Source organism: Salinivibrio sharmensis (assembly GCF_001995985.1).
In the GTDB taxonomy this organism is placed as follows: domain Bacteria; phylum Pseudomonadota; class Gammaproteobacteria; order Enterobacterales; family Vibrionaceae; genus Salinivibrio; species Salinivibrio sharmensis.
The window spans coordinates 1-26,252 of sequence record NZ_MUFC01000014.1; the positions used below are offsets into that span (position 1 = coordinate 1).

Annotated in this window: 21 protein-coding genes and 1 pseudogene; 16 read left to right on the forward strand and 6 right to left on the reverse strand. The window is 51.8% G+C overall.

Annotated elements, in window-relative coordinates:
* Positions 1-258: 258 nt before the first annotated feature.
* Together BZG74_RS12215 and BZG74_RS12220 are read right to left on the reverse strand one after the other, a co-directional pair.
* Entirely contained in the window at positions 259-1,890 is a 1,632-nt protein-coding gene (locus BZG74_RS12215; RefSeq protein WP_077772853.1) for an ABC transporter ATP-binding protein, read from the reverse strand.
* A 556-nt stretch (positions 1,891-2,446) separates the two neighbouring features.
* Positions 2,447-3,802 carry a dihydroorotase gene (locus BZG74_RS12220; RefSeq protein WP_077772854.1) on the reverse strand — a complete coding sequence of 452 codons (1,356 nt, stop codon included), beginning with the start codon at positions 3,800-3,802 and terminating at the stop codon, positions 2,447-2,449.
* A 203-nt stretch (positions 3,803-4,005) separates the two neighbouring features.
* Here BZG74_RS12220 and hinT point away from each other — a divergent pair, with 203 nt between their 5' ends.
* The 8 genes from hinT to BZG74_RS12260 all read left to right on the forward strand — a co-directional run bounded on the left by hinT (position 4,006) and on the right by BZG74_RS12260 (position 10,989).
* Positions 4,006-4,356: a purine nucleoside phosphoramidase gene (hinT, locus tag BZG74_RS12225; protein WP_077772855.1), complete on the forward strand. Its 351-nt coding sequence runs from the start codon at positions 4,006-4,008 to the stop codon at positions 4,354-4,356.
* A 28-nt stretch (positions 4,357-4,384) separates the two neighbouring features.
* Positions 4,385-4,762, forward strand: coding sequence for a DUF1425 domain-containing protein (locus BZG74_RS12230; RefSeq protein WP_077772856.1), 378 nt, complete (start codon positions 4,385-4,387; stop codon positions 4,760-4,762).
* A 59-nt stretch (positions 4,763-4,821) separates the two neighbouring features.
* The gene (locus tag BZG74_RS12235) at positions 4,822-5,415 is read left to right on the forward strand and encodes a hypothetical protein (protein ID WP_077772857.1); all 594 of its coding nucleotides are present in this window, start codon (positions 4,822-4,824) and stop codon (positions 5,413-5,415) included.
* Complete coding sequence (locus BZG74_RS12240; protein WP_235605760.1) at positions 5,408-6,271, forward strand: phosphotransferase; 864 nt, start codon at positions 5,408-5,410, stop codon at positions 6,269-6,271. Before BZG74_RS12235 ends, BZG74_RS12240 begins: the two co-directional genes overlap by 8 nt.
* A gap of 18 nt (positions 6,272-6,289) precedes the next feature.
* Positions 6,290-7,135 (forward strand): DUF6279 family lipoprotein, encoded by an 846-nt coding sequence (locus BZG74_RS12245; RefSeq protein WP_077772859.1) that lies wholly within the window; start codon positions 6,290-6,292, stop codon positions 7,133-7,135.
* A gap of 182 nt (positions 7,136-7,317) precedes the next feature.
* Complete coding sequence (gene ycfP, locus BZG74_RS12250; protein WP_077772860.1) at positions 7,318-7,860, forward strand: alpha/beta hydrolase YcfP; 543 nt, start codon at positions 7,318-7,320, stop codon at positions 7,858-7,860.
* Between the two features lie 262 nt (positions 7,861-8,122).
* Positions 8,123-9,412, forward strand: coding sequence for an NAD(P)/FAD-dependent oxidoreductase (locus tag BZG74_RS12255; RefSeq protein ID WP_077772861.1), 1,290 nt, complete (start codon positions 8,123-8,125; stop codon positions 9,410-9,412).
* Positions 9,413-9,657: 245 nt separating this feature from the next.
* A complete protein-coding gene (locus tag BZG74_RS12260; protein WP_077772862.1) occupies positions 9,658-10,989 on the forward strand; it encodes a DEAD/DEAH box helicase in 1,332 nt (443 codons plus the stop codon).
* Between the two features lie 123 nt (positions 10,990-11,112).
* On the opposite strand, the gene BZG74_RS12265 is transcribed toward BZG74_RS12260, so the two are convergent.
* Genes BZG74_RS12265 through BZG74_RS12275 form a run of 3 tightly spaced genes read right to left on the reverse strand, consistent with a single transcriptional unit; the run spans position 11,113 to position 16,082 of the window.
* Complete coding sequence (locus tag BZG74_RS12265; RefSeq protein WP_077772863.1) at positions 11,113-11,991, reverse strand: peptidoglycan binding protein CsiV; 879 nt, start codon at positions 11,989-11,991, stop codon at positions 11,113-11,115.
* Positions 11,992-12,019: 28 nt separating this feature from the next.
* Complete coding sequence (gene mfd, locus BZG74_RS12270) at positions 12,020-15,484, reverse strand: transcription-repair coupling factor (RefSeq protein WP_077772864.1); 3,465 nt, start codon at positions 15,482-15,484, stop codon at positions 12,020-12,022.
* Between the two features lie 4 nt (positions 15,485-15,488).
* On the reverse strand, positions 15,489-16,082 hold the full coding sequence (locus tag BZG74_RS12275; protein WP_077772865.1) for a hypothetical protein: 594 nt from the start codon (positions 16,080-16,082) through the stop codon (positions 15,489-15,491).
* Between the two features lie 193 nt (positions 16,083-16,275).
* Between BZG74_RS12275 and lolC the strand changes: the two genes are divergently transcribed.
* The 3 genes from lolC to lolE are packed head-to-tail and all read left to right on the forward strand — an operon-like array spanning position 16,276 to position 19,380.
* Positions 16,276-17,463, forward strand: a complete 1,188-nt coding sequence (gene lolC, locus BZG74_RS12280; protein ID WP_077772866.1) for a lipoprotein-releasing ABC transporter permease subunit LolC — start codon at positions 16,276-16,278, stop codon at positions 17,461-17,463.
* The gene (gene lolD, locus BZG74_RS12285; RefSeq protein ID WP_077772867.1) at positions 17,456-18,145 is read left to right on the forward strand and encodes a lipoprotein-releasing ABC transporter ATP-binding protein LolD; all 690 of its coding nucleotides are present in this window, start codon (positions 17,456-17,458) and stop codon (positions 18,143-18,145) included. Before lolC ends, lolD begins: the two co-directional genes overlap by 8 nt.
* Positions 18,142-19,380, forward strand: a complete 1,239-nt coding sequence (lolE, locus tag BZG74_RS12290) for a lipoprotein-releasing ABC transporter permease subunit LolE (RefSeq protein ID WP_077772868.1) — start codon at positions 18,142-18,144, stop codon at positions 19,378-19,380. Before lolD ends, lolE begins: the two co-directional genes overlap by 4 nt.
* A gap of 180 nt (positions 19,381-19,560) precedes the next feature.
* Here lolE and BZG74_RS12295 read toward each other — a convergent pair whose 3' ends face one another.
* Positions 19,561-20,118: a DUF2062 domain-containing protein gene (locus tag BZG74_RS12295; protein ID WP_077772899.1), complete on the reverse strand. Its 558-nt coding sequence runs from the start codon at positions 20,116-20,118 to the stop codon at positions 19,561-19,563.
* A 29-nt stretch (positions 20,119-20,147) separates the two neighbouring features.
* Here BZG74_RS12295 and BZG74_RS12300 point away from each other — a divergent pair, with 29 nt between their 5' ends.
* The 5 genes and pseudogenes from BZG74_RS12300 (at position 20,148) to kdsB (ending at position 26,200) form a co-directional block, all read left to right on the forward strand.
* Complete coding sequence (locus tag BZG74_RS12300; RefSeq protein ID WP_158020653.1) at positions 20,148-22,448, forward strand: DNA internalization-related competence protein ComEC/Rec2; 2,301 nt, start codon at positions 20,148-20,150, stop codon at positions 22,446-22,448.
* A 43-nt stretch (positions 22,449-22,491) separates the two neighbouring features.
* Positions 22,492-24,246, forward strand: a complete 1,755-nt coding sequence (gene msbA / locus BZG74_RS12305) for a lipid A ABC transporter ATP-binding protein/permease MsbA (protein WP_077772870.1) — start codon at positions 22,492-22,494, stop codon at positions 24,244-24,246.
* 2 nt (positions 24,247-24,248) lie between these two features.
* Positions 24,249-25,273: pseudogene (lpxK, locus tag BZG74_RS12310) on the forward strand (tetraacyldisaccharide 4'-kinase).
* Positions 25,254-25,436 carry a Trm112 family protein gene (locus BZG74_RS12315; RefSeq protein WP_046073143.1) on the forward strand — a complete coding sequence of 61 codons (183 nt, stop codon included), beginning with the start codon at positions 25,254-25,256 and terminating at the stop codon, positions 25,434-25,436. The pseudogene lpxK and the gene BZG74_RS12315 overlap by 20 nt, the downstream one beginning before the upstream one ends.
* A complete protein-coding gene (gene kdsB / locus BZG74_RS12320; RefSeq protein WP_077772872.1) occupies positions 25,433-26,200 on the forward strand; it encodes a 3-deoxy-manno-octulosonate cytidylyltransferase in 768 nt (255 codons plus the stop codon). Before BZG74_RS12315 ends, kdsB begins: the two co-directional genes overlap by 4 nt.
* Positions 26,201-26,252: the final 52 nt, after the last annotated feature.

Sequence of the window (26,252 nt, forward strand, 5' to 3'; positions counted from 1 at the left end):
CTCGAATAAACTCGAAGTCGATGGCACGGTCGATTTTACGAACAAGATGGTCTTTGGGAACAAGTTGTTCCATCGTCACCATTTCAAGTTCATATTGGTGTGGAGAAGGTTCTTGAAGCATACCGGAGCATCCCTATTGCGACACTCCTATTAGATCAAAGGTCTAGCTCGAAAGCTAGACCTTTGTCAGCAGTCTGATGCGCCAAATTGGCGCATTTTTTTCTAACCATGTTGCCCGTTTGGGCATCACTGTGTGGGCTAGGCCACTTCTTCTTCTGCCAGGTCGAACGAGGCGGCAATCAGACTACGCGTATACTCGTTTTGCGGGTTATGGAAGATTTCTTCTGGGGTGCCCGCTTCCATGACCTTCCCTTTTTGCATCACCATCACGCGATCGGAGAGGGCTCGAACCACACTCAAATCGTGGCTGATAAACAGATAACCGATGTTATGACGCTTCTGAATATCTTTCAGCAAGTCGATCACGGTCAGCTGTACGGAGCGGTCCAGTGCCGAGGTTGGTTCATCCAGCAAGATAAACGCAGGGTTCAAAATCAGTGCACGAGCAATGGCGATACGCTGACGCTGACCGCCGGAGAACTCGTGCGGATAACGGTTGATCGCTGAGGTATCTAGGCGTACCTCATACAACGCATCTTTCACTCGCTCGAGACGCTCTTTTTTGCTCAACTCGGGGAAATGCGTGCGCAAGCCTTCGGCAACGATTTCACCGACGGTCATGCGTGGCGACAAAGAGCCAAATGGGTCTTGGAAAACCATCTGCATATCGCGGCAAAGTGCTTTGTTCTCGCTGTTTTTGATCCCGTGAATATCTTGGCCTTTAAAGCAAACGCGACCTTCAGCCACGGGTAACAGGCGCATAATGGCGCGGCCTAGGGTTGATTTGCCCGAGCCGGACTCACCGACGATACCCAAGGTTTCGCCGCGACGCAGTGATAAGCTGATATCACTGACCGCTTCGAAGTAGCGTTTGTTGCCACCAAAGAAGTCGGCACCTAAGAAGTATTTGATGGTGACGTTATCCACGGTGAGCAAGTTTTCTGCATCGTCCTGCGGGGCTTCTTTACGGCCACGTGGCACCGCGTCGATCAGCATCTTGGTGTAATCTTTTTGTGGGTTCTCGAACAGGGCTTGGGTGTCGTTGGTTTCGACCACTTCGCCTTTACACATGACCACCACACGATCGGCCAGGTGTTTCACCACGCCGAGATCATGCGAAATAAACATGATGGCCATGCCCATTTTTTGCTGGAGCTCGCCAATCAGATTAAGCACTTCCGCTTGCACGGTCACATCAAGCGCGGTGGTTGGTTCGTCGGCAATCAACAAATCCGGTTCGTTAACCAGTGCCATGGCAATCATGATGCGTTGTAGCTGACCGCCAGAAAACTCGTGCGGATACTTTTCTAACGCGCTGGTTGGGTTAGGCAAGTGAACCAGGTTCAGCAAGTCGATGATGCGCTGTTTTGCTTTCTCAGCCGTAGTGCGATGGTGACATTGAATCGCTTCGGTCAACTGCTCGCCAACACGCATATACGGGTTAAGCGAGGTCATCGGCTCTTGGAAGATCATGGCAACACGATCGCCGCGCATCTTCTGAATTTGCTTGGTGGATAGCGTCAACACATTGGTGTCATTAAAGGTCACTTTAGAGGCTGGCTTAACCAGTGCGTTATTGGGGAGCAGCCCCATCACCGCGCTACTAGAAACCGATTTTCCCGACCCTGATTCACCAACGATTGCCACGGTTTCACCGGGCATGATGTCAAAGCTAACATTTTTAACGGCATCGACCATGCCGTCGTTGGTGGTAAATGACACACTCAGATTTTCGACACTGAGAAGTGGCTTAGAAGCAGATGAAGACATCATCACCTCACTGGTTGATTATTCGACGTCACGAGGTATCCGATAGCCTTTGATGCTGAGTTTGTTCAGTATCGTTGGCACGGTACATACTCGATGATTTGGATGGTCGCCCGCGATTTATACGCAAACGCCCGTCATTCGTGTTGGGTTGGTCATTGTTGGCCGGAGCCACAATGCACGCCCTGATGCGGATATCAGCCAGCTGGAGCCTTTCATCAATAGCCAAAACAGGCATGATGAACAGCTTGCGCCAGTGGAAGAGGTAGGATACGAGTGTCGCGATAACCGAAAGACGCTTAAGGTTACCTCTCCTTGCGAACACAGCTTTTCAACATCATCCGTGTTGAAACCAAGCAGCGTGAATATCCATATATCACCCACACAATATACGATTCGGATATAAAAGCAAATCGTTATTGCGTGCAAGGTTTGTGATGCCAGAGTTTGACCTGTCAGACAAAAACACCCTTGTTGACGTTTTATACAGTGAAATATCTGTTTTATGCGCGCGACACAGGGTCGCGCGCATGCATGCTAGACGCGCATGTTCAATGACTTACTGACGATCAAACTCAAGGCGCGTTGAATAGCGCTCTTCGCTGTGTTGACCGTGCTCAAAGGCGATTTGGCCATTGACGATGGTCATATCAATGCTAGAGCCAAACGTGTGGCCGTCAAACGGTGACCATTGGCATTGGTAGAAGAGGTTGTCTTTGCCAACAGTTTGGGTTTGGTTGAGATCCACCAAGACCAAATCGGCCCAGTAGCCTTCGCGGATAAAGCCACGATCTTTCACCTGATAACGCACTGCAGGGGCGTGTGCGACTTTTTGCACCACCAAAGGCAAATCGAAGATACCACGATGATAGAACTCTAAGGCGACTTGTAACGCATGTTGCACAAGTGGCAGGCCAGCCGGCGCGTTGAAATAGCTGTTTTGCTTTTCTTCATACGTATGAGGCGCATGATCGGTGGCAATCACATCAATCACGCCGTCTTTGACCGCTTGAATCAGTGCTTGCTGATGGTGAGCTTCTTTGATCGCTGGGTTGCATTTGATCAGCGTGCCTTTGGTCGCGTAATCATCACGGTTGAAAAACAAGTGATGGACACAGGCTTCCGCGGTGATCTGTTTTTGCTGCAGGGCTTCGAGCGTTTTAGCAGGCTCAAACTGATACAGCTCATCTTCAGTGGTTAAGTGGAGTACGTGTAAGCGTGTACCGTGTTTTTTAGCTAAATTGACCGCCAATTGTGAAGATTTTAAGCATGCCTCTTTGGAGCGAATATGGGCATGGGCGTCAATCGGTACGTCGTCGCCATACTTTTCACGGTAAATACTCTCTAGCTCACTGATCATGGGGGTGTCTTCGCAATGGGTCGCGATCAGCGTGGGACAATCAGCGAAAATGGCGTTGAGTGTCTCTGGGTTATTGACCAGCATATTGCCCGTGGAGGCGCCCATAAACACTTTTACCCCGCAGGCGCTATTTGGGTCTAAACGACGAATTTCGTCGATATTGTCGTTGGTCGCGCCCAAGTAAAACGCGTAGTTGGCATGGCTGGATTGTGCGGCGCGTTGGTATTTTTCTTCCAGCGCCTCTAGCGTCGTGGTAGGTGGATTAACGTTAGGCATTTCCATGTAGGTGGTAATGCCTCCCGCCACAGCGGCTTTGGATTCGGTGGCGATGGTGCCTTTTTTCGGAAAACCGGGCTCACGAAAATGCACTTGGTCGTCAATCATCCCTGGGAGAAGGTGCTTGCCGGTGGCATCAATCACGCGGCAATCGGCCGCGGCGGGCGCGCTGATATCTTGGGCGATTTGGCTGATTCGGCCATGCTCAATGAGGACGTCCGTTTCAACAACTTGTCCTTCGTTGACAACGGAGACATTCTTAAATAATAGGGTGGTCATGCTGTGATCCTTACATGTCAAGGCATTGTCGCTATGGTAACGCAATCGATTACTTGATTCAGCCCCTGATTGTTTAAGGAGATTAACCAAGTTTTAACCGAGTGTTGACGCAATTGTTGTACATTAGCACAGTCAGCATATTGCCCTTCAAGTAGGGCTGCCGCATACTTGGCGCGGTAAACAACAATAAAAGGGAGTGAACCATGGCGGAAGAAACCATTTTCAGCAAAATCATTCGTAAAGAGATCCCCGCAGATGTTTTGTACCAGGACGAACTCGTGACCGCCTTTCGCGATATCAACCCGCGTGCCCCTGTGCATATTTTGGTGGTACCGAATAAGCTGATCCCAACCACCAACGACGTGGAGACGGATGATGAACTGGCGCTTGGGCGCATGATTACCGTGGCGAAGAAGCTGGCCGCTGACGAAGGGATCGCCGAAGACGGTTACCGCTTGATCATGAACTGTAATCAACATGGTGGACAAGAGGTTTACCATATTCACATGCATCTAGTCGGTGGCCGTGCGTTGGGGCCGATGGTGGTTGGCTAGTCGAGATAAGCGTTAAGAGGGCAAGAGTATGGGTAAATGGTTGTGTTTACTGGCAACCCTGAGCCTGTTGGCTGGATGTACCACCGGCAAGCCATCTCTTTCGATCACGCCAGGACAATCTGTGGTTTATTCGGATACTACTCTGGCGCAGGTACTCGACGTTAAACGGCGGGCGTGTGCCGATGCGAAGACCATGCAACAAACCTGTTTAACGCTTATTAATCGTAGCCAGCATTCCCAGTGGATGCGTTACCGCTTTTATTGGTACGACAAACAAGGGCTGCAAGTGGAGGCCTCGCCGTCTGAGTGGCAGCGTATTAACTTGCCAGCAGAAGCCTCAAAGCGCATTGACACTCAGGTTCCTTCTGCAAGCGCGACGCAATACCGTATGGTGATTGTCCACTAGGGGCTGCTCAAGCCCCAAAACACCCGCAGACTCACGTTTACAATCTAGGAAACAACACAATGGCACTTGTTTGCTCTGCTTTTTCGTCTCCACGTTGGCTGGGACGTCAGCGTCCACAGCTAATCAAGCTCGTGGTGGCCATTTTTCTGCTCGGTTTGGTGGGTTGTGCGCCGCGCACCCAACCTGTCTATCAACCGTCAGGCACAGATAACCCATCTCCCATGCCAGCATCTGGCCAGCCACATCGGAGCGTTGAGCTAGCGATGCGCGCAGCAGTACGTGCACTGCTCGATAGTCAGCCGTTGCAATCCTCGCCGGTGACCTTGGTGCAGCCGATTCAAAACCTCAGTAACAGCTACTTTCCGACACAGCGCTATTCCGAGCAGCTTGAAGCGGGGCTCGTTAGCGCTGGCCGCATCACGCCAGTACCAGAGGTGAGAGTACAAGCGGTGCGTCAATCCCTTGGGCTTGCGCAAAATCAGGCATTGGTCGATCCCTCTACCATTGTTCAATATGGCCGCATGTTGGGGGCTGAATATCAGCTAAGTGGCAAAATCATTGGCCGCAGTCCGCATCGACTGCGTTTACAGCTGATGGACTTACACTCTGGTGTTATCGCGTGGCAAGGTGTTGAATCGTTTGTCAGTGAATGATTGGGCACCAGCGCTAGCGGCCAAGCTTAACACCGAGCTAAGCCGATATTACGCGCAACCTACCCAGATTACGGCGGTTGAGCCACTGGAAGCAGGCTTGACCAACCGATGCTTGCGTTTGACGGACTCTCAAGGTGGGCTGAGTGTATGGCGTCCTAATAGCCAAGCAGTCAGGGCATTTGACATCGAACGCTCCCGCGAAGCAAGTGCACAATCTTTGGCTGCCAATTACGGGTTGGCACCCCAGCCGATTGCGCTGTTGGCTGAAGGCTTACTGGTGCCCTGGGTGCCCGGTCAGCCACTTGATCAATGTAACGATGATTACACAGCGATCTTAATTGACCTGTTGGTTCGTATACACCAACTGCCGGTTGACGTTGAAACCGCCTCGGTGGATGCACAGTGCCAGCATTATGAGCGGCAGCTTTCAGCCGGGAACGTGCGTTGTCTAGCCGACATTAAAGCCTGGGCAATCGAGCAGCGACCTGCCGAGCAGGGTTACATCCCGGTGGTGTGTCACATGGATCTGGGCGCTTACAACGTTGTGATGACGCCCCATCGTGGCGCTTTAGTGCTCGATTGGGAATATGCGCGTACGGCCGATGCGCACCTTGATATTGCGCTGTTTTGTCGTGCCAATGGTCTTCAACCCGATACGGTGATTGAAGCTTACTGCGCCAAGCAGCAGATAAAGACGGTAGAGGCCGTGCGCAGGCGTGTGTTGGCTTGGTTGCCGTTTGCCGACTATTTGGCGCTATGCTGGTATGAGGTAGGTGCGAAGTTGTATCGGCTACCGGCCTATAAAGAGGCGGCTAATCAGCTTTTTGAACAGCTGGCGGCACAAAGGCGAGGCTAATTGAACACGGAGGAAGGGATGGTCAAACAAGGTTGTCGAACAGGGTGGTTAGTTGGCTGTTTGCTTTTGCTGGTGGGCTGTACCACAGAGCTGGCCTACAACACCTTGCCGTTTTGGATTCATTACTACATTGACGATATAGTCAATTTGCGCCCCGAGCAGTCCCGCCAAGTCAAAGCCGATCTCGATAAGATTCAACAATGGCACCGCACTCACGAATTGCCCGCGATTGCCGAGCGATTAGGATTGATCGCCTCGCAAAGCACTGAGCGGCACACCATGGCGCAATTACGCGCGCATCAAGAGGCGGTGAAAGAGAGAATTCGCGCGACGTTACAGGCTTTTGTGCCCGCCACCGCACGTTTACTTGATAGTTTTGACGATGAGCAAGCCAAAGCACTCACGCAGTGGATGGAAGAGGAAATTGAACAAGCCACTCAGCGCCGCGCCAAGCGTTCTGAGGACGAGCAGTTTGCCTATCAGCGCGATGACTTAGAAGAAGATACCGAAGAGTGGGTGGGTGATACCGACCGCGATCAGCAGCCGCTGTTCGCCGAAATGGCGCAATACCAACAAGCGGCGATGCCGACATTCCGTCAAGTACGCGAGCGGTTAGTCAGCCGTCTGTTCAACATTATCAATAACAGACAATCGATCGATACCGAGGCGGCGCTGGCCCAATGGGTCGATGATGTGGTGGCGTGGCGAGCGGGGCCAGAGGCCGAAACCGAAATGGCGATATACCGTTCGCGACGGCTTGACTGGCTGTTGCGCCTGGACCGCAGCTTAGACGATGAGCAACGTAACCACCTGGTGGAAAGCCTCAATGAGTGGCAGACACGCCTCGATAATATGAGTCGCTAGCGTGGCTCGGTGGGCGGACAGAGGACCTATACGCTTTTTTTTGACAGGCTCTGATTGACTGCAGTAATTGCGGTCACACCAATACCCTGATTATTTCTAAGGTGATCTTGCTCATTTTTCTGGTTGGAGGGCTATGCTATTGATAAGGGTCACAGCTCCGCGACAACCAAGGACGGCTTTACATGATCATATACCTTCACGGTTTCGATGCCACTAGCCCAGGCAACCATGAAAAAGTGCTGCAGCTTCAATTTGTCGATGACGATGTCCGTACCATCAACTACAGCACCATGCACCCTAAGCACGATATGCAACACCTGCTGAAACAGGTTCAGACTCAAATTGACGCGAGTAGCGATCCAGACCCTTTGATCTGCGGTGTCGGCTTGGGGGCTTATTGGTCTGAGCGCATTGGCTTTCTGTGCGGCATTAAGCAGGTGATGATTAACCCCAATCTGCATCCTTACGAGAATATGCAGGGCAAAATCGACCGTCCGGAAGAGTATGAAGACATCGCCACGAAATGCGTTACCGATTTTCGCCAGCGGAATCAACAGCGTGCATTAGTTATCTTGTCGCGCGAAGATGAGGTGCTAGACAGCCAGCGCAGTTATCACCTGTTGTCGCCTTTTTATCCGGTGCGCTGGGATGAAAAACAAACCCACAAATTTAAAAACCTCTCCGCCCATCTACAAGCCATTGCCCAGTTTAAACAATCGGCCTAATGCCATGCTCGTAACCACAGTGTTGCGAGCATTTGGTGTAATTTTCCTACATGTAATCCATTAATTAAGCGCAGACAAGGCTCGAAGTAATTGTCGTTTTACGGCAAAATAGAGCCTTGCGTTGACGAACAACCCAATAAAAAAGAACGCAGAATACGCAATAGATGTTGTTAGTTACTGACAAAATGCCAATGAGTGCCAGTTTTAGCCAGTCGCCGATGGGCGGCTAGCGTGTATTTTTTAATTAGGTAAGGATGTAGAAGTGACCAAAATTATCGTTGTCGGTGGCGGTGCAGGCGGGCTTGAGCTTGCAACCAAGCTGGGCCGCACGTTAGGCCGCAAGCGTCGTGCAGAGATCACCTTGGTGGACAAAAATAGCAGCCACCTTTGGAAACCGTTATTACACGAAGTGGCGACCGGTTCAATGGACGAGGGCGTCGATGCACTGAGCTATCGTGCCCACGCTAAAAACCATGGCTTTGATTTCCAAATGGGCACGCTGTGGGACATTGACCGTGATCAGAAAGTGATCACCCTCGCGCCCATGTATGATGAAAACAATGAGCTGTTGATGCCTGAGCGTGAGCTGGAGTACGACATCTTAGTGATGGCGATTGGCTCAACGTCGAACGACTTCAACACCCCAGGGGTGCGGGACAATTGTATTTTCCTCGACAACCCCAAGCAGGCGCATCGTTTCCGTCGTGAGATGAACAACGAGTTTATGCGCTTGCATGCCAAGCACGGCCAAGGCAGTGTCGATATCGCTATTGTGGGTGCGGGCGCGACAGGGGTAGAGCTGTCTGCCGAGCTACACAATGCGATTAAAGAGTTGCGTAACTATGGCTTCCGTGACCTCGATAACTCGAAATTGAACGTGACCTTGGTTGAAGCCGGTGAGCGGATCTTGCCCGCGCTGCCGCCACGCATTTCCAGTGCCGCACATCAAGAGCTATTAAAGTTAGGCGTGAAGGTGAAAACCAATACCTTTGTCACCAAGGCCGATGAGGAAGGGCTGGAAACCAAAGAAGGCGAGCGCATCCACGCTGATATTATGGTGTGGGCAGCAGGCATTAAAGCCCCTGACTTTTTGAAAGATATTGCCGGTTTAGAAACCAACCGTATCAATCAGCTAGAAGTAGAAAACACCTTGCAGACCACCCGTGACGAAAACATCTTTGTGATTGGTGACTGCGCGGCGTGTACACAAGAAGATGGCAGCAAAGTGCCACCACGCGCGCAATCTGCCCACCAGATGGCGAGTCGCTGTTTTAGTAACATTGTGGCGAAGTTGAATGGACGTGAACTCAAACCGTATGTCTTTAAAGATCACGGTTCGTTAGTCTCACTCAGCCGCTTTTCTACCGTGGGTAGCTTGATGGGTAACCTGACCAAAGGCTCGATGATGATCGAGGGCCGGATTGCTCGCATGGTTTATATCTCGTTGTACCGGATGCACCAAATTGCGTTGCACGGTTATGTCAAAACCGGCTTGATGATGCTGGTTGGACGGATTAACCGTGTATTGCGCCCAAGCCTAAAGCTGCATTAATACAACGTATTCGCTGACAAAACCGAGGCGTGTCCTCGGTTTTTTTATTGCCGCGGATCAACGATAGTGGTTGCCGCGTGGCGTGAAAGTCGTCACAATGGCGCGGTAATCAAGATTATTGATATCACTTCTAGAGCAACCCTCCTGACGCCGAGTTTTTCTCACAACACGATATTGATATTCATGACCCTAAGTGACGGGCCATGCGGCCTGTGACGACATTTTTTATTTATTGAGATCAATTGATGAGTTTCTCCTCTTTAGGACTATCTGCACCCCTACTAAAAGCCGTGCAAGAGCAAGGCTATACCACACCCTCACCGATTCAGGAAAAAGCGATTCCAGCGGTGATTGAAGGCCAAGATGTCATGGCTGCCGCGCAAACCGGTACAGGTAAAACGGCGGGCTTTACTTTGCCTATTTTAGAGCGTTTACAAGCGGGTAAACGTGCGCGTCCAAACCATGTACGCACGCTGATTCTGACCCCAACCCGCGAGCTTGCCGCCCAAGTACATAAAAATGTTGAGCAGTACAGCCAGCATACGTCGCTGAGCTCTATGGTGGTATTTGGCGGAGTGAAGATAAATCCGCAGATGATGAAGCTTCGCAAAGGCGCCGATGTGCTGGTGGCCACGCCAGGGCGCTTGTTGGATCTGTATCAGCAAAACGCGGTGCGTTTTTCTCAGCTTGAAGTGCTGGTATTGGATGAAGCTGATCGCATGCTAGACATGGGGTTTATTCGTGATATCCGCAAGATCTTGGGACTGTTGCCAGCCAAGCGTCAAAACTTGCTGTTCTCTGCCACCTTTTCAGATGACATCCGCCAGCTGGCGAAAGAGCTGGTGAATAACCCAGTTGAGATCTCGGTGAGCCCTGCGAACCAAACCGCGACAGGGGTGGAGCAGTGCATTTATCCGGTTGATAAGAAGCAAAAGCCTGCGATGCTGCTTTCTTTGATTGCTGACAATAATTGGCAGCAGGTGTTGGTGTTTAGCAAAACCAAGCACGGCGCCAACCGCTTGTCGCGTTATCTGGATGAGTACGGCGTAAGTGCCGCCGCCATTCATGGTAACAAGAGCCAAGGCGCGCGCACCAAAGCGCTTGAACAATTCAAAACCGGTGATGTGCGAGTGTTGGTGGCAACGGATATCGCAGCGCGTGGTATTGATATTGCCCAGTTGCCACAAGTGGTGAACTTCGATTTACCCCATGTGGCGGAAGATTATGTTCACCGTATTGGCCGCACCGGTCGTGCGGGGGCGGTAGGCAATGCGGTGTCTTTAGTGTGTGCTGATGAAGCCAAAGATCTGTTTGCCATTGAACGCTTGATTAAACAGGTCCTCCCGCGCCATAGCTTGGCAGACTTTCCGGTGGCAAACCCATTGCCAGAGTCTAAGCTCGATACGCGGCCCATCAAGCCCAAGAAACCGAAAAAGAACAAACCGCGTCAGGATGGTCAACGCTCTGGTGACAATGCACGTGGTCACAAACCGGTGGGGAAAAACCGTCGCCATACCAACAAACCAAGTGGCGGTAAGTCCAACCCATCTCGTTCACAGAGTAAAACGCCATCATAAGTGGGGCGTTCGGGTAGGCATCGGCATGCTGATTGCGTGCCTATGATTGTTGAGTAAAAAGCCGGTGTGGTCACACCGGCTTTCTTGTTTTAAGGCTTATAGGTCGCACCGACAGTCGGGACCTTATTGATCCTGAACTTTACGCACCTGGATGATCATGCCCATCATGGGGTTATCTAAATAGTGGATTTCGCCACTGCGCATTCGTCGTTTGTGTGTAAATGCATAAGGCTGTAAAAAGCGCTCGATGTGGTACTGCTTCTTCACCTTTTCTAAGCCCGCAACTTGCACGTTATCCGTCTTTGATGAGGCACCTTGCTGCGCATCTGTGGTTTGCAGTGGCATATTGACCACGTCTTCAACCAGTGCGCGCCGCTCGCTTGGCTCTCGTAGCACCATGTCGGCCTCGACGAACAAGTAATGCTGCACGTAAACGCGCAGTGTCCCATCTAGCTCATAGAGGGGCTGGCGAGGGGGCGCGGTTTCAAGCGCCTGCTCGTCCCACGTTTGTTCGCTATCTGACGCTGTATTGCTCTTGCTCGACGAGGTAGGTTGCGCTGTCACCGGCGTACCGTCTGGATTAAAACGGTCGCGATAGTCTTTTCCGGCACTGACACGCAGCAAAGGCAGGGCAGCGCGGCCACTGTCATCTTGACGCCATGCAACATGCACCATGGGCGTAAAACCCGCATGATTAGAAAGCTTATTATAAGCGCCCGTGAGCTGCCATTGACTACGTGGCAGCGGGGTGAGTCCTGCATTTTGTAGCGCGCTGTTATTCGTCACTGGCGTTGCACCACGTACCGATCCCATATCGGTTTGTGCCGGCCAGCTCTCCTCGACGCTGGCAGGGTCTTGGTTGCGTTTAAACACAATCAATTCGACATCATAAAGCCGCTTAGCTAAAACCGGTTGGCTAAGTGAGATCAGTAGCAACGCCCAAAGGCTCTGTTTGGCATAGCGTGCTAGCCAGCCTGGTGGGTGACATGAATGATTTTTCACAGGTTACTCCGTTTTCTTTGGCAAGCCATTATGCGACCAGTTGGTGGCTTGCAAATTGAGTCAACAGCTCATCAATAAAGTTCATCCGCTCCCGTCGATCGGTGAGACTTTCGATAAACTTAATTTTGGTTGGCCCGTCGAATTTATACTTGTCTGGCCGCGATTGTAACAGCCCGACCAAGAATCCGGGATCAATTTGCGCGTCCTCATGAAACTCGACCATGCCGCCACGATCACTGGCTTCGATCTTTTTCACCCCTAATGCAGCGGCGCGTATCTTGAGCTGCTGGATATGAAGCAGATTCTTGGTGGCGTCAGGTAGTAGACCAAAACGGTCTATCAACTCAACTTGCAGCTCATTGATGTCATCATTGGACTTGGCGCTGGCAATGCGTTTGTACATCGACAAACGCATGTTGATATCGGGAATATAGTCATCCGGTAACAGTGCAGGCAGGCGCAGTTCAATGTCGGTTTGCTCATTAAGAAGGGCATCTAAGCTTGGCTCTTTGCCTTCTTTGAGTGCCTCAACGGCCTGCTCAAGCATGTCCATGTACAAAGTGAAACCAATAGATTGGATTTGACCACTTTGCTCGTCTCCTAGTAACTCGCCCGCGCCACGTATTTCCAAATCTTGAGTGGCAAGGGTAAAGCCGGCGCCAAGATCTTCGAGTGACGCAATGGCTTCCAGTCGTTTGACTGCATCTTTGGTCATCCGTTTAGGGTGCGGAGTGAGCAAGTAAGCATAGGCTTGATGGTGTGAGCGACCCACACGGCCGCGCAGCTGGTGGAGTTGCGCCAGGCCAAAGTGGTCAGCACGATCGATGATAATGGTGTTGGCTGAGGGAATATCGATACCGGTTTCGATAATGGTGGTACATACCAGCACGTTGTATCGTTGATGGTAGAAATCGCTCATGATCTTTTCTAGCTCACGCTCGCGCATTTGGCCATGGGCCACGGTCACGCGCGCTTCTGGGATCATCTCACTGATTTCATTAGCCGTTTTTTCTATGGTCTCGATATCATTGTGTAAAAAGTACACTTGGCCACCGCGCATAATCTCACGCAGTAATGACTCTTTAATCAGACTGTCTTCGCGTTCACGGACAAAAGTTTTGACTGCGAGGCGACGCGACGGTGGGGTGGCGATAATCGAGAGATCGCGCATGCCACTCATCGCCATATTAAGCGTTCTTGGGATCGGCGTGGCGGTTAATGTGAGAATATCGACATTGGCGCGCATGGCCTTAATTTTCTCTTTCTGGCGAACGCCAAAGCGATGCTCTTCATCGACAATCAATAATCCAAGGTCGCGCAGCTTCACATCCGATTGCAGCAACTTATGGGTACCAATCAGAATGTCCACTTTGCCTGCTTCACAATCGGCCAAAATCGCTTTTTGCTCTTTTGCAGACTTAAAGCGTGAGAGTACCTCGACCCGAACGGGGAGGTTAGCGAAGCGGTCACGGAAATTCTCGAAATGCTGTTGCGCCAGCAAGGTGGTGGGGACTAATACAGCCACTTGCTTGCTGTTATTGACCGCTAAGAAGGCGGCACGCATGGCCACTTCGGTTTTACCAAAGCCGACATCGCCACACACCAAACGGTCCATGGCAATGGGGCGGCACATGTCTGAGAGCACCGCATTGATGGCTTGTGATTGATCACTGGTTTCTTCAAACGGGAAGGTCGCCCGGAAGGCGCGATAGGCGTCTTTGTCATGGCTAAAGGCAAAGCCAGGCTTGGTTTCTCGCTTGGCATAAACATCAAGCAGTTCGGCGGCGACATCACGTACTTTCTCTGCGGCGCGGCGGCGTGCTTTTTCCCAGGCTTCTCCGCCAAGTTTATGCACAGGCGCGCTCTCTTCCGCGCCACCTGAATAGCGGCTAATCAAGTGTAGTGCGCCCACCGGAACATATAACTTGGCGCCTTGTTGGTATTCCAGCGTCATATATTCGGTTTTGAGCCCGCCAGCTTCCAGAGTTTGTAAGCCTTGGTAGCGTCCAATGCCGTGCTCAAGATGCACAACGGGTTGGCCAGGTTTTAATTCGGCCAAGCTTCTGATCACCGCATCGCTGCTGACACTCTGCTTTCGCTTGTCGCGGCGGCGTTGCTGCACCGCACGCTCGCCAAACATATCGCTTTCACAAATCAGCGCAAACTGGCGGCTGTTGTCAATAAAGCCTTGGTCAACTGGGCCGATGATTAAACCAAACCGGCCAGGCTGCGCTATCGCCTCGGGCAGGCCATCAGCCACCATAGGGCGAATCTTGGCTTGGGCGAGGAGATCGAGCAGGGCTTCGCGTCGCCCTTCAGACTCGACTGAGAAAATGATGTCGCCGTTAAATTGCTCACTAAATTGGCGCAGCGCGGCGAGTGGCTCTTTGGCTTGGTGGTTGACCGTTAACGTTGGCAGCGGCGCAATATCGAGGTTTTCTCGCCCTGCCTTTTCAGTGACAGTGTCACTTTCTAGTTTTAAGCGTGGGTAGTGCTTAAGGGTAGTAAATAGTGCCTCTTTGCTTAACCACAGCGCATCGGGGGGGAGCAGTGGGCGAAGCGGATCGACGCGACGCTGATCATAGCGATTTGCCACGTCGGCTTGGAAATGATCAATGGCGCTCTCAATGTCGCCAACTGATAATACCAACGTATTGTCAGGCAAATAATCAAACAAGGTTTCTGTTTGTTCAAAAAACAGCGGCAGCCAGTATTCAATCCCCGCCGGCCAGGTTTTTTTACTTACCTGCTGGTAAATGGATTCTGGCTCTCGGCGTGCCTCAAAATGCTCGCGAAAACGGCCACGAAAATACTCCACTGCGGCATCATCGGTAGGAAATTCGTGTGCCGGCAACAGCTGGATGTGTTCCAGCTCCCCGTTTGAGCGCTGGTTTTCCGGGTCAAATTGACGAATGGTGTCGACTTCATCGTCAAAAAAGTCAATACGATAAGGCTCGTCACTGCCCATCGGGAACAAGTCGAGAATCGAGCCTCGGCTGGCAAATTCGCCATGCTCCATGACTTGATCAACATGACGATAGCCCGCATCGGTGAGCTGATCGCGCAGTTTTTCTAGCGATAAAATATCGCCTTTTTTCACCATTAAGGCGTGTTGATGGAGAAAATGTCGTGGCGTCACGCGCTGTAATGCGGTGCTCGCCGGTGCAATCAGGACGCCATCTTGTTGATGTGGCAGTTGATACAAACACGACAAACGCGCGGAAATAATATCCTGATGGGGCGAGAAACTGTCGTAGGGCAGGGTTTCCCAGTCAGGAAAGAGATCGCAATGGCCTTGAGTAAATTGGCGAATGGCGGGCTGCAAACGCACGGCGGTTTGGTTGTCCGGCACCAAAAGAAACACCGGACCGGCGTGTTGCTGGGTGAGCGTGGCAATGGCTAGCGGTAAAGCAGCCCCAGATAAATTACCAAGATGTTTAACATCGCCTGGCCCAGAGGGCAGCGTAAAAGCATAGAGCGGTTGTTGGGTCATGAGTTTAACTGCTTGATTGTTTGCGGTTTCGTGCACGCTTTTTTAAGAGTCTTTGTTGATGATGTAACGCAGCACGAATGAGCGTGTCGCGGTCTTCTTCCAATAAACGCGTGTACTGAATTTGGATCACATAGTCAGGGTTTTCTTGATCGCTGTCGGTATGTGGCTCGCATCCTGTCACGACGCCGTAGCAATAGATGGCCGTCGGCGGATAATCGAGAAACACCTTCACGCGCGCGTGCACGCCTTTTTTAAGCGGTGAATGACTATGATAAGAAAAACTGCTCGCCCCAAATGCGTGGGTCATAAAGCGATGGTCGGGCTGATCTTCGTGGCTAAGCATATAGCCCATCATCAGTGTCATTTTTTCGTTTTGAGCCTGTAGAACGCGAAATAATGCGGAGGCATCCTCCGGATCGATAGCCTTTAAATCTTTTTCCACATCACTATCGAGCTGGCCGCACTGGCTGGCGAGGCGGAAAGGCGCTGGTATTTCGGCCATGAAGGCGTCCGCATCGGGTTGTGCTTGGTTGTCGGCAAGTGGCTCAACATTGATACGAATCGCCGCTCGCACAGAAAAATATTCGTCTTGGCTCATCACTGTGCCTTAGATTGCAGTTGTATTAATGATTATCACGCACCCGTCGCGAGAGGTAAAGGTTAGTTGCTTTTTCTTGGTAAAGGAGACGGTGTTTATGCTGTGAATCCTGGCTTTAAAGTAAGGTTGGCTTGGCGTCCCTGTGTTGGACAGGTATGCTTGCAACGAATCAAAACAATAAGCTAGGTGCGCTATGTTTCAACCCTTGTCGGTGTTTATTGGCTTGCGATACTTACGCGGCCGTTCAGCCGACCGTTTTGGCCGATTTGTCTCGTCGATGTCCACCGCAGGCATTGCCATCGGCGTGATGGCTTTAATCACGGTGTCGTCGGTGATGAATGGCTTCGAAGCTCAATTGAAAGGCCGAATACTCGGCGTGTTGCCCCATGCGATTATTGCCAACGGGCAAGCACACCCAGATCAAACCGCGATTGAACGTTGGCCTCACGTGATTGATACGGCACCAATACAGACCACGGATGCCGTGATTCAAAGCCGCAGCAGTTTAAGTGCAGGCTTGTTGGAGGGCGTTGACCCTAATGCGCATGAACCCTTGGCCGCCCACCTTTTGCAAGGTGACCTCTCCGCACTTCGCCCTGGTGAGTATCAAGTGATCATTGGGCGCAGCATGGCCTCTGAGTTGCAATTGCGAGTCGGCGATCCGGTTCGGGTGATGGTAACCAGTGCCAGCCGCTTTACACCGATAGGGCGGATCCCTGCGCAACGTCTCTTTACGGTGGCGGGGATCTTTCATACCGGCACGGATGTTGATGGGCAACTGATGCTTGCTAACATCAAGGATGTGGCCAGGTTGAGTGGTATCGCACCAGACAATGCCAATGATGTGCGCCTGTTTTTAGATGATCCATTTGCCATTACCCAATTAAAGACACACGCCGATCCCGATACGTGGACGGATTGGCGTGTTTGGCGCGGCGAGCTGTTTCAAGCGGTAAAAATGGAAAAAAACATGATGAGCTTGATGCTCAGCCTGATTGTGATTGTCGCCGCGTTTAACATTATTTCTGCGCTGATCATGGTGGTTATGGAGAAACAATCTGAGGTTGCGATTCTAAAAACCCTCGGGATGCAAAATAAAGACATTGTTGCTGTCTTTATTGCCCAAGGCAGTTTGAGTGGTGTGCTTGGCGCAGCGGTTGGTGGCATCCTCGGCGTGCTCCTATCAGCATATATCAATGAAATTATGTCTATTTTTGGTGTGAGTTTGTTGGGTAATGGTTTGGCGTTACCTGTGGTTATTAATCCTTTTCATGTGGCGATGGTATTAGGCTTAGCAGTCGTGCTAAGTGTGCTAGCCACGTTATTTCCTGCATTTAAAGCGGCATCTGTTCACCCTGCTGAGGCACTGCGTTATGAGTAAATCTTTGTTGTCCTGTCACCGCGTCAGTAAAACGTATCAAGAGGGCGGACAGCCGACCTGCGTGTTAAACGATGTTTCCTTGACCATTGCCCCGGGGGAGCTGGTGGCGATAGTGGGCTCCTCGGGCTCGGGGAAAAGTACATTATTACACACCTTGGGTACCCTCGATTTGCCCTCGGAAGGTGGCGTGTGGATTGAGGGTGAGGCGGTCAATGCGATGACGGCCAAGCAGCAAGCGAAGCTGCGCAATCAAACTCTCGGGTTTGTTTATCAATTTCACCATTTGCTCGCCGATTTCACCGCGCTGGAAAATGTGATGATGCCGCTGTTGATTAACAAAATGAGTCACAGTGCGGCGTCTGAGCGTGCGACGGCGATGCTCAACGCGGTAGGGGTTGGACACCGACTCAGTCACCGTCCATCGGAGCTATCAGGTGGCGAGCGCCAGCGTGTTGCCATTGCGCGTGCGTTAGTCAATGAACCCAAGTTGGTGCTGGCTGATGAGCCTACGGGGAATCTCGATCACACCACCGCGCTGGAAATTTATGATTTGATGCGCCAGCTCAACGCGCAGCATGGCACGGCATTTTTGGTGGTGACCCACGATAGCGAGCTCGCCGCCAAGCTAGACCGTCAGCTGACGATGCAAGATGGCCAATTGCTGGGGCAGGAGGGAGCATGAAGCCTTTATCGTTGGCTATCGGCCGTCGTTTTAGTCGCGCTAGACAACGGAATCGTTTGGTGTCGTTTATTTCCTTGTCGTCAGTGATCGGGATTGCGGTGGGGGTGATGGTGATCATTGTGGGTCTGTCTGCGATGAACGGCTTTGAGCGCGAACTGAATCAACGTGTGCTGTCTGTGGTACCGCATGCACAAGTGTTTGGTGTCAATGGTCCCATCGATAATTGGCAACAGGTAAAACGTCAGACTGAACAGCATCCCAATGTGGTGGCTGCGGCTCCCTATGTTGAAATGACCGTGTTGATGGAGCATGGCTCTGCGCTGCAGCCTGCGAAAATTCGCGCCGTCGATCCGGATGATGAGCAAACCGTGAGTCGCATTGGTGATTATATCGAAGGTGGCTGGGAGAGCTTGCCGTCTGGGCAGTCGCAGATTGTGTTGGGACAAGGCGTGGCGGCAAAGCTGGGCGTCAGTCAAGGGGATTGGTTGACGGTCATGGTTCCCGCAACGGATAGCCAACTTGCATTACGCGCCCCGAAGCGAGTGAGAATGCAAGTGGCTGGCCTGTTGCGCCTCGGTGGCCAAATCGACCATTCATTGGCCCTGATGCGACTTCAGGACGCGCAATCTATTATGCGCATCGGCCAGTCAGTGACCGGTGTGTCGCTGAAAGTCTCTCCGGTGTTGCAAGCGCGGCAGATTGTGCATGAAGTCGGCCAAACGCTAACCACTTATGTGTATTTAAAAGACTGGACCAGTGAGTTCGGTTATTTGTATCGGGATATTCAATTGGTGAGAACCATCATGTATTTGGTGATGGTGTTAGTCATTGGTGTGGCCTGCTTTAATGTGGTGTCAACCTTGATGATGTCGGTAAAAGATAGAGCCGCAGATATCGCGATTTTGCGCACCATGGGGGCGGACGATCGACTGATCCGTCGCATCTTTATTTGGTATGGGCTCTTTTCTGGTGCCTTAGGCAGTGTGTTGGGCAGTGTATTGGGTGTTACCCTCGCCACTCACCTCACGGCGATATTGTCTCAGGTCGAACAGTGGCTCGGGCATCGCTTTTTGTCAGGTGATGTGTACTTTATTAATTTCTTACCCAGTGAGCTACATGCTACGGACGTGGCGCTTGTAAGTCTCACAGCCATACTGCTCAGCTTGCTGGCTGCCTGGTATCCTGCTCGACGCGCGTGCCAACTTGAACCGGCTGCGGTGCTGAGCGCGAAATAGCAAGCGGCAGTCAGATAGCTGCGTTGTTTCATTGAGAGCCCGAAATCGGGCTCTTTTTGATCTGGCTCGCTAAGTCGTGAAGGGGCGCCAATGAGTGAACACACAGCTGATGAGTGTGTCGCACGAATACCAATGAAGCATTGGTCGCGTCTGATGCTTCACTTAGAGTCCATCAGACGCTTAAGAGGATTTATTTGGATTCGGCAGAACTTCTTTAATTTTCTTGGGCAAGCGTAACTTACGTTTTTCCCAGCTTCTGACCACAGAATAGCGCCAGATGCCACGCACGGTGAAATACCCGATGACAGCCATCACCAGTCCGCTGGTGGCGCAGCCTAATAAAAACGGTGGGCCGATGTGGCTCATTTGCTCCGCTAAGTAGTGCCAAGAGAGCTCGAAGTGAAACGGGTATGGTGGACTGTTCATCATCCAGGTACCGAGCTTATAAGCAAGATAAAAAAGCACTGGCATAGTGATGGGGTTGCTTACCCATACTAAAGCGACGGCAAGCGGCAAGTTGACCCCAAATAAGATCGCCAGCCCGGCGGCCATGATCATTTGGCTTGGCAGGGGGACAAATGCCATAAACAGGCCGACGGCAAAGGCACCAGATGCTGACCGGCGGTTAAGGCACCATAAGTTGGGATCATGCAACAGGCTACCAAACACCCTGAGTGCCTTATTGTCGCGCAATGTTTCACGCTTGGGCATATAGCGTTGGAAAAACTTCTTGGGCATACCTGTTTACATTACCTGGAAATTACGCAATGACGCTGACCTTTACATTGACTGCCGCACTGGCCGTGCTGTCGCTACCTTGGTGGCCAATATTACCGCCACTTTGGGTCTGCATCATGACAGTGATCGTCTTCTTTGTTGGGTGGAAAAGACGTTGGTGGTGGCTTGCTGGAAGCGCGTTAGGGCTCACTTGGGCTGTATTGTCCGCAAACTTGTATCAAGCCGACGTGATCCACGTCATTTCACACCAAGAGGATACTACAATCAGTGGGAAAGTGGGCACCCTTTTCAGCGCAAAAAAGGGAGCGCAAGCGATTATTTTTGACGTTGATAAAATTAATCACACAAGATTGCCGCCTTTTCGCTCAGCCCGAGTGCGTGTTTATTGGCAATCTCCCCCGTATCCTAAGCAAGGCGAGCGTTGGCAGTTGGTGGTGACGTTTAAGCCGCCTTATGGGCGATTAAACGAGGCAGGTTTTGATGCTGAAAAATACTACGTTGCACGGCGAGTAAATGCCAAAGCTCGGCTCAAAGAAGCAACGCGGTTAACCGAGCAGGTGAGTTGGCGTCAGCAATTACTTGATAAACTCAGCCCCGTTTTGTCGCCGCTTTCCTTTGGGCCGCACCTTTTGGCATTGAGCCTTGGCGAGCGCGAGTGGCTAACTCCAGCGCACTGGAACACCCTGACGCACAGTGGTTTAGCCCATTTGATGGCCATTTCAGGGTTGCATATTGGTTTGGCCTACGGAATAGGGTGGCAAATCGGCCGTTGGGCGCGTGTCTTTCTCCCGGAACGACGCCTATTTCTATGGCTGCCCTTGTACGTTGCGGTAGGAGTAGCGGCACTCTATGCGGCATTAGCCGGGTTTGCATTGCCCACGCAACGCGCGCTCATTGCATTGATGCTGGTCTCGATCAGTAAGCGCTTGGGAGCGCGGATTTCGCCGCTCAATTTGTTGCAGCTAACCTTATTGCTGGTAGTGCTCCGCGATCCTTTTGCCGGTTTCTCAATGAGTTTTTGGCTCTCGTTTGCGGCCGTGGGAGCTTTATGTATGGCGCATTACACGCTGACTCACGCCGCTTCTGATGGTCGAAAACACACAAAGCCTTGGCTTCGTCCAATCAAGCAGCTTATTGGTATTCAACTGATTTTATTAGTGGGGATGCTCCCTTTGCAGTTGGGGTTGTTTGCCGGTATTAGCGGGGCCGCGACACCGGTTAATTTAATCGCGGTCCCTTGGGTTGGAATCGTGACTGTTCCCTTGGTTTTCCTTGGGTTGTTAACGACGAGTTTATCGTTTTCAGGTCTGAGTCAAGCGGTCTGGGATGGGGCCAGTACCAGCCTCAAGCCGGTTATGGCACTGGCAGAGTATGCCACTGAAACTTGGTTACCTGCACCGGCTTCCGCTTTTGGGTGGGCATTTGCTGCAATGGTTCTTATCTGGGGGTTGTACGGCTGGCGTTGGCATCGTTTAAGTTGGGTGACGATCGCATTGTTGATTGTTGTGGTGGCGTGGCGTGAGCCTGAACAAGGACACTGGCAACTTGATGTGTTGGACGTCGGGCATGGTTTGGCGGTTTTGATCAGTAAGAATAACCGCGCGGTGCTCTATGACACAGGCAACCGCTGGCAGGTGGGTGGCATTGCGCAAGCGGTGATCGCGCCGATTCTGACACATCGGCAAATCAGGCAGCTAGATGGCCTCATTCTCAGTCATGGCGACAGTGATCATGATGGTGGGGCGAAGTATATGTCTGACACCTATTCACCACAGTGGCGCCGCGCCAGTGAGCGTCGCGTTGGGTATCAAGCCTGTGTGGCCGGCGAGCGTTGGCGCTGGCAAGGGCTCACCTTTTCGGTACTCTGGCCCCCGGCACAAAAGCCGCGTGCTGATAATGATGATTCCTGTGTGATCCGAGTGTCTGGCGATGGGCGTAGCGTGTTGCTCACAGGCGATATAGAAGCCAGTGGAGAGGCTGATTTGTTGGCGTCTCTGACCGATAAACGGGCGCTTGATAGTGACATTCTCTTAGTGCCCCACCATGGTAGTGCGTCTTCGTCTTCCTCGGCGTTTATTCGCGCCGTTGAACCCATTTGGGGCGTGGCGTCAACCGGGCTTCTTAATCCATGGCAGCTTCCTTCACAAGACGTGAAGTTGGCGTATCAAAACGCCGGTATTATCTGGCTTGATACCGCCGCGAATGGCCAAGTGCGTTGGCAAGATGTTGGCTCTGGTTGGCAGTTAACACGTTGGCGGCAGAACCGCAGCGATTATTGGTATCGTCAGATGTTTAAACGTCGGCCAGTATATTTGGACGCAGACTTGTAAAAGAGTAGAATGCCCGTCTGTTTTACACATCTAAACGATTTTAATGAGCGAATATCACGATAAAACGACCTGGCAGACGTTTAAGCAGCTTTGGCCCTACATTGCCAACTATAAAGTAGGGCTCATTGTTGCCATTATTGCGTTGGTGATTAATGCCGCCAGTGACACCCTGATGCTCTCAATGCTGAAGCCTTTGCTTGATCAAGGCTTTACCTATGATGATGTCAAAGGCGATTTCCTCAAGTGGATGCCTGTCTATTTAGTCGCACTCATGGTGATACGTGGCTTGTCGAGCTTTGTGTCCGCTTATTGCTTATCTTGGGTGTCGGGCCATGTGGTGATGACCATGCGCCGCCGCATGTTCAATCACTTTATGAAAATGCCCGTCAGCTTTTTCGATCAAGAGTCGTCGGGGGCACTGCTTTCGCGAATTACCTATGACTCAGAACAAGTCGCGTCAGCGACCAGTAGCGCCTTGGTCAGCTTGGTGCGAGAGGGCGCGTCTATTATCGGATTGATGGCACTGATGTTTTGGTCAAGTTGGCAGCTTTCCGCCATTCTTCTGGTGATTGCGCCGGTGGTCGCGATTTCTATCCGCATCGTATCTAAGCGCTTCCGTCGCATTTCTTCCAATATGCAAGATGCAATGGGGTCGGTGACAAGCTCCGCCGAGCAAATGCTTAAAGGACACAAAGTGGTGCTTAGTTACGGTGGGCAAGACGTTGAAAAGACACGTTTTGAGAAAGTCAGTAACCGTATGCGTCAGCAGACCATGAAGCTGGTGTCCGCACAAGCGATTGCCAACCCAGTGATCCAGTTGATTGCGTCAATGGCATTGGTGGTGGTGTTGATTTTGGCCAACACCGAGGCGATCCGCTCTGAGCTGACCGCAGGTACCTTTGCGGTAGTATTTGGTGCCATGTTCGGTCTGATGCGGCCACTTAAATCCTTGACCAACGTTACCTCGCAATTCCAACGCGGGATGGCGGCCTGCCACAGCTTGTTTAACTTGATGGAGCTTGAGACCGAGAAAGACACCGGGACGCACGAGGTAGAGCAGGTCAATGGCGATATTAAGGTCGAGGATGTGGTCTTCACCTATCCCACTCGAGATGCGCCCGCGCTAAACCATGTCAGCTTCGAGCTCCCCGCGGGTCAAACCCTGGCCCTGGTGGGACGCTCAGGGTCAGGAAAAAGCACCATTGCTAATCTGTTAACCCGTTTTTATGAACTAGACAGTGGCGTGATTACGCTTGATGGCGTACCGATTGAGGACTATACCCTGGGTAATTTGCGTCAGCATGTCGCAGTGGTGTCGCAAAACGTTCATCTGTTTAATGACACGGTGGCGAATAACATCGCGTATGCCGCAGAAGATAAATACAGCCGTGAGCAAATAGAGCATGCCGCGAAGCTTGCCTATGCCGATGATTTTATCCGCGGGCTCGATCATGGCTATGACACCATGATTGGTGAAAACGGAGTGAGCTTGTCAGGCGGACAGCGTCAACGCTTGGCCATTGCGCGCGCCTTGCTGCGTAACGCGCCAGTTTTGATCCTGGATGAAGCAACGTCGGCACTGGATACCGAGTCTGAGCGTGCGATTCAGGCGGCGCTGGATGAGCTGCAAAAAGACCGTACGGTGTTGGTGATTGCACACCGGCTGTCGACCATTGAAGATGCCGATCAGATTCTGGTTGTCGACGAAGGTGAAATTGTCGAACGAGGTAGTCATCAAGCACTACTTGAACGTGATGGCGCTTATGCACAACTTCACCGTATTCAGTTTGGTGACTGAGTATGTTAGAGCAACTGTGGTTTGGTCATCAACGCCCGCTATGGTCGGTATTATTAAGGCCGCTTAGTGCGTTGTTTGGCATGATTGTACGCCATCGTCGTCGCCAGTTTTTACGCGGCAAAACACAGTGCTATTCAGCACCTGTGCCGGTTATCGTGGTGGGGAACATCATGATTGGCGGCAATGGCAAAACCCCGTTTGTGATTTGGTTGGTGGAACACCTAAAAGCGCATGGCTACCGACCAGGGGTGGTATCACGCGGCTATGGCGGGAAATCTGAGCAGTATCCACTATTACTCAGCCAAACCACGCCTCCGCGTACGGCGGGAGACGAGCCAGTATTAATTGCGCGTCGCACTCAGGTGCCGGTTTGTGTTGACCCCAATCGCAGCGAGGCGGTTAAGCGCGTCCTCCAAGAAGATGTAGATATCGTGGTCACGGATGATGGCCTGCAGCATTATCGGCTGGATAGAGACATCGAAATCGTGATCATTGATGGCCAGCGTCGGTTTGGTAACGGTCACTACCTGCCCCTGGGACCGTTGCGCGAATCACTCGATAGGCTTGAGAGCGTCGATATATTGGTCACCAATGGCGGCACGCCACAAGGCCAAGAGTGGGGGATGCATCTGGTGCCCGGCTTGGCGGTTAACCTACGCACGGGACAACGCTGTCAAGCTTCAATGCTACCGCAAGTGGTGGCGGTAGCAGGGATTGGCCATCCACCACGTTTTTTTAATACCTTACAACAAATGGGCGTGACACCTGTTCATAGCCAAGGAATTAACGATCATCAAACCCTCAACGCCGACGAGCTGGACAGCTTGAGCAAGAAGGGGCAACATTTGCTGATGACAGAAAAAGATGCGGTAAAATACCAAGGGATCGCCCAAGATAACTGGTGGTATTTGCCGGTAGAGGCGCGGCTGCCTGACGAGGCGGCTCAGGCCGTATTGACTAAGATCGAACGTTTGCACACAAACGCGAATAAAGAATAAAGGAACGCTATGGATCACCGCCTGCTTGAAATTGTTGCCTGCCCATCATGCCAGGGAAAACTCTATTATCAACGAGACAACAATGAGTTAGTTTGTAAGTTTGATCGTGTTGCCTATCCGATCATTGATGGTATCCCCGTGCTGCTTGAATCAGAAGCTCGCGATATGTCACTGGAAGAGGTCCAGGGATGAGCCCGTTTTATGTGGTGATCCCGGCGCGGTTTGGCTCAAGCCGCTTGCCGGGTAAACCGTTAGCTGATATCGCCGGTAAGCCGATGATCCAACATGTATACGAGCGCGCTCAAGCGGCCGGTGCCAGTCAGGTGATTGTTGCCACCGACGACCAGCGTATTGAAGCGGCGGTCAGAGCCTTTGGTGGAGAGGTGTGTTTAACACGTGCCGACCACGAATCGGGCACTGAGCGCTTAGCGGAAGTGGTCGAACGTTATAAGTTTGCCGATGACGATATCATCGTCAATGTGCAAGGCGATGAACCGCTGATCCCCTCTGCGGTAATTGGTCAAGTGGCGGAGAACCTCAGCCAAAATGACCAGGCACCGATGGCCACTTTGGCGGTTGCGATTGATGACAAAGAGCAGGTATTTAACCCGAATGTGGTGAAGGTAGTAACGGATCAAAAAGGGTTTGCCCTGTATTTTAGCCGCGCCACCATCCCTTGGGACCGCGATCATTTTGAGGCCGAATCACCTGATATTCCGCAGGCGTTACTGCGCCATATTGGTATTTACGGCTATCGTGCAGGATTTATCAGCCGTTACATCCACTGGGCGCCGAGCCCGTTGGAAAAGATTGAATCATTGGAACAACTGCGTGTGCTATGGCATGGCGAGAAGATCCATGTGGCAGTTGCCACACAGACCCCGCCGCATGGCGTCGATACCCAAGCGGACTTAGAGGCAGTACGCGCCTGTTTAGCCGCAGATAGCGACGCATAGGCGCGGTTTTACGCCTACTGCAATGGTAATAACAAAGCCGCGAATCAATCGC

Bases quoted from the DNA above. Each gene is read 5' to 3' on its own strand.
- BZG74_RS12215 (WP_077772853.1), bottom strand. From the start codon at position 1,890: ATGTCTTCATCTGCTTCTAAGCCACTTCTCAGTGTCGAAAATCTGAGT.
- BZG74_RS12220 (WP_077772854.1), bottom strand. From the start codon at position 3,802: ATGACCACCCTATTATTTAAGAATGTCTCCGTTGTCAACGAAGGACAA.
- hinT (WP_077772855.1), top strand. From the start codon at position 4,006: ATGGCGGAAGAAACCATTTTCAGCAAAATCATTCGTAAAGAGATCCCC.
- BZG74_RS12230 (WP_077772856.1), top strand. From the start codon at position 4,385: ATGGGTAAATGGTTGTGTTTACTGGCAACCCTGAGCCTGTTGGCTGGA.
- BZG74_RS12235 (WP_077772857.1), top strand. From the start codon at position 4,822: ATGGCACTTGTTTGCTCTGCTTTTTCGTCTCCACGTTGGCTGGGACGT.
- BZG74_RS12245 (WP_077772859.1), top strand. From the start codon at position 6,290: ATGGTCAAACAAGGTTGTCGAACAGGGTGGTTAGTTGGCTGTTTGCTT.
- ycfP (WP_077772860.1), top strand. From the start codon at position 7,318: ATGATCATATACCTTCACGGTTTCGATGCCACTAGCCCAGGCAACCAT.
- BZG74_RS12260 (WP_077772862.1), top strand. From the start codon at position 9,658: ATGAGTTTCTCCTCTTTAGGACTATCTGCACCCCTACTAAAAGCCGTG.
- mfd (WP_077772864.1), bottom strand. From the start codon at position 15,484: ATGACCCAACAACCGCTCTATGCTTTTACGCTGCCCTCTGGGCCAGGC.
- BZG74_RS12275 (WP_077772865.1), bottom strand. From the start codon at position 16,082: ATGAGCCAAGACGAATATTTTTCTGTGCGAGCGGCGATTCGTATCAAT.
- lolC (WP_077772866.1), top strand. From the start codon at position 16,276: ATGTTTCAACCCTTGTCGGTGTTTATTGGCTTGCGATACTTACGCGGC.
- lolD (WP_077772867.1), top strand. From the start codon at position 17,456: ATGAGTAAATCTTTGTTGTCCTGTCACCGCGTCAGTAAAACGTATCAA.
- lolE (WP_077772868.1), top strand. From the start codon at position 18,142: ATGAAGCCTTTATCGTTGGCTATCGGCCGTCGTTTTAGTCGCGCTAGA.
- BZG74_RS12295 (WP_077772899.1), bottom strand. From the start codon at position 20,118: ATGCCCAAGAAGTTTTTCCAACGCTATATGCCCAAGCGTGAAACATTG.
- BZG74_RS12300 (WP_158020653.1), top strand. From the start codon at position 20,148: ATGACGCTGACCTTTACATTGACTGCCGCACTGGCCGTGCTGTCGCTA.
- msbA (WP_077772870.1), top strand. From the start codon at position 22,492: ATGAGCGAATATCACGATAAAACGACCTGGCAGACGTTTAAGCAGCTT.
- BZG74_RS12315 (WP_046073143.1), top strand. From the start codon at position 25,254: ATGGATCACCGCCTGCTTGAAATTGTTGCCTGCCCATCATGCCAGGGA.
- kdsB (WP_077772872.1), top strand. From the start codon at position 25,433: ATGAGCCCGTTTTATGTGGTGATCCCGGCGCGGTTTGGCTCAAGCCGC.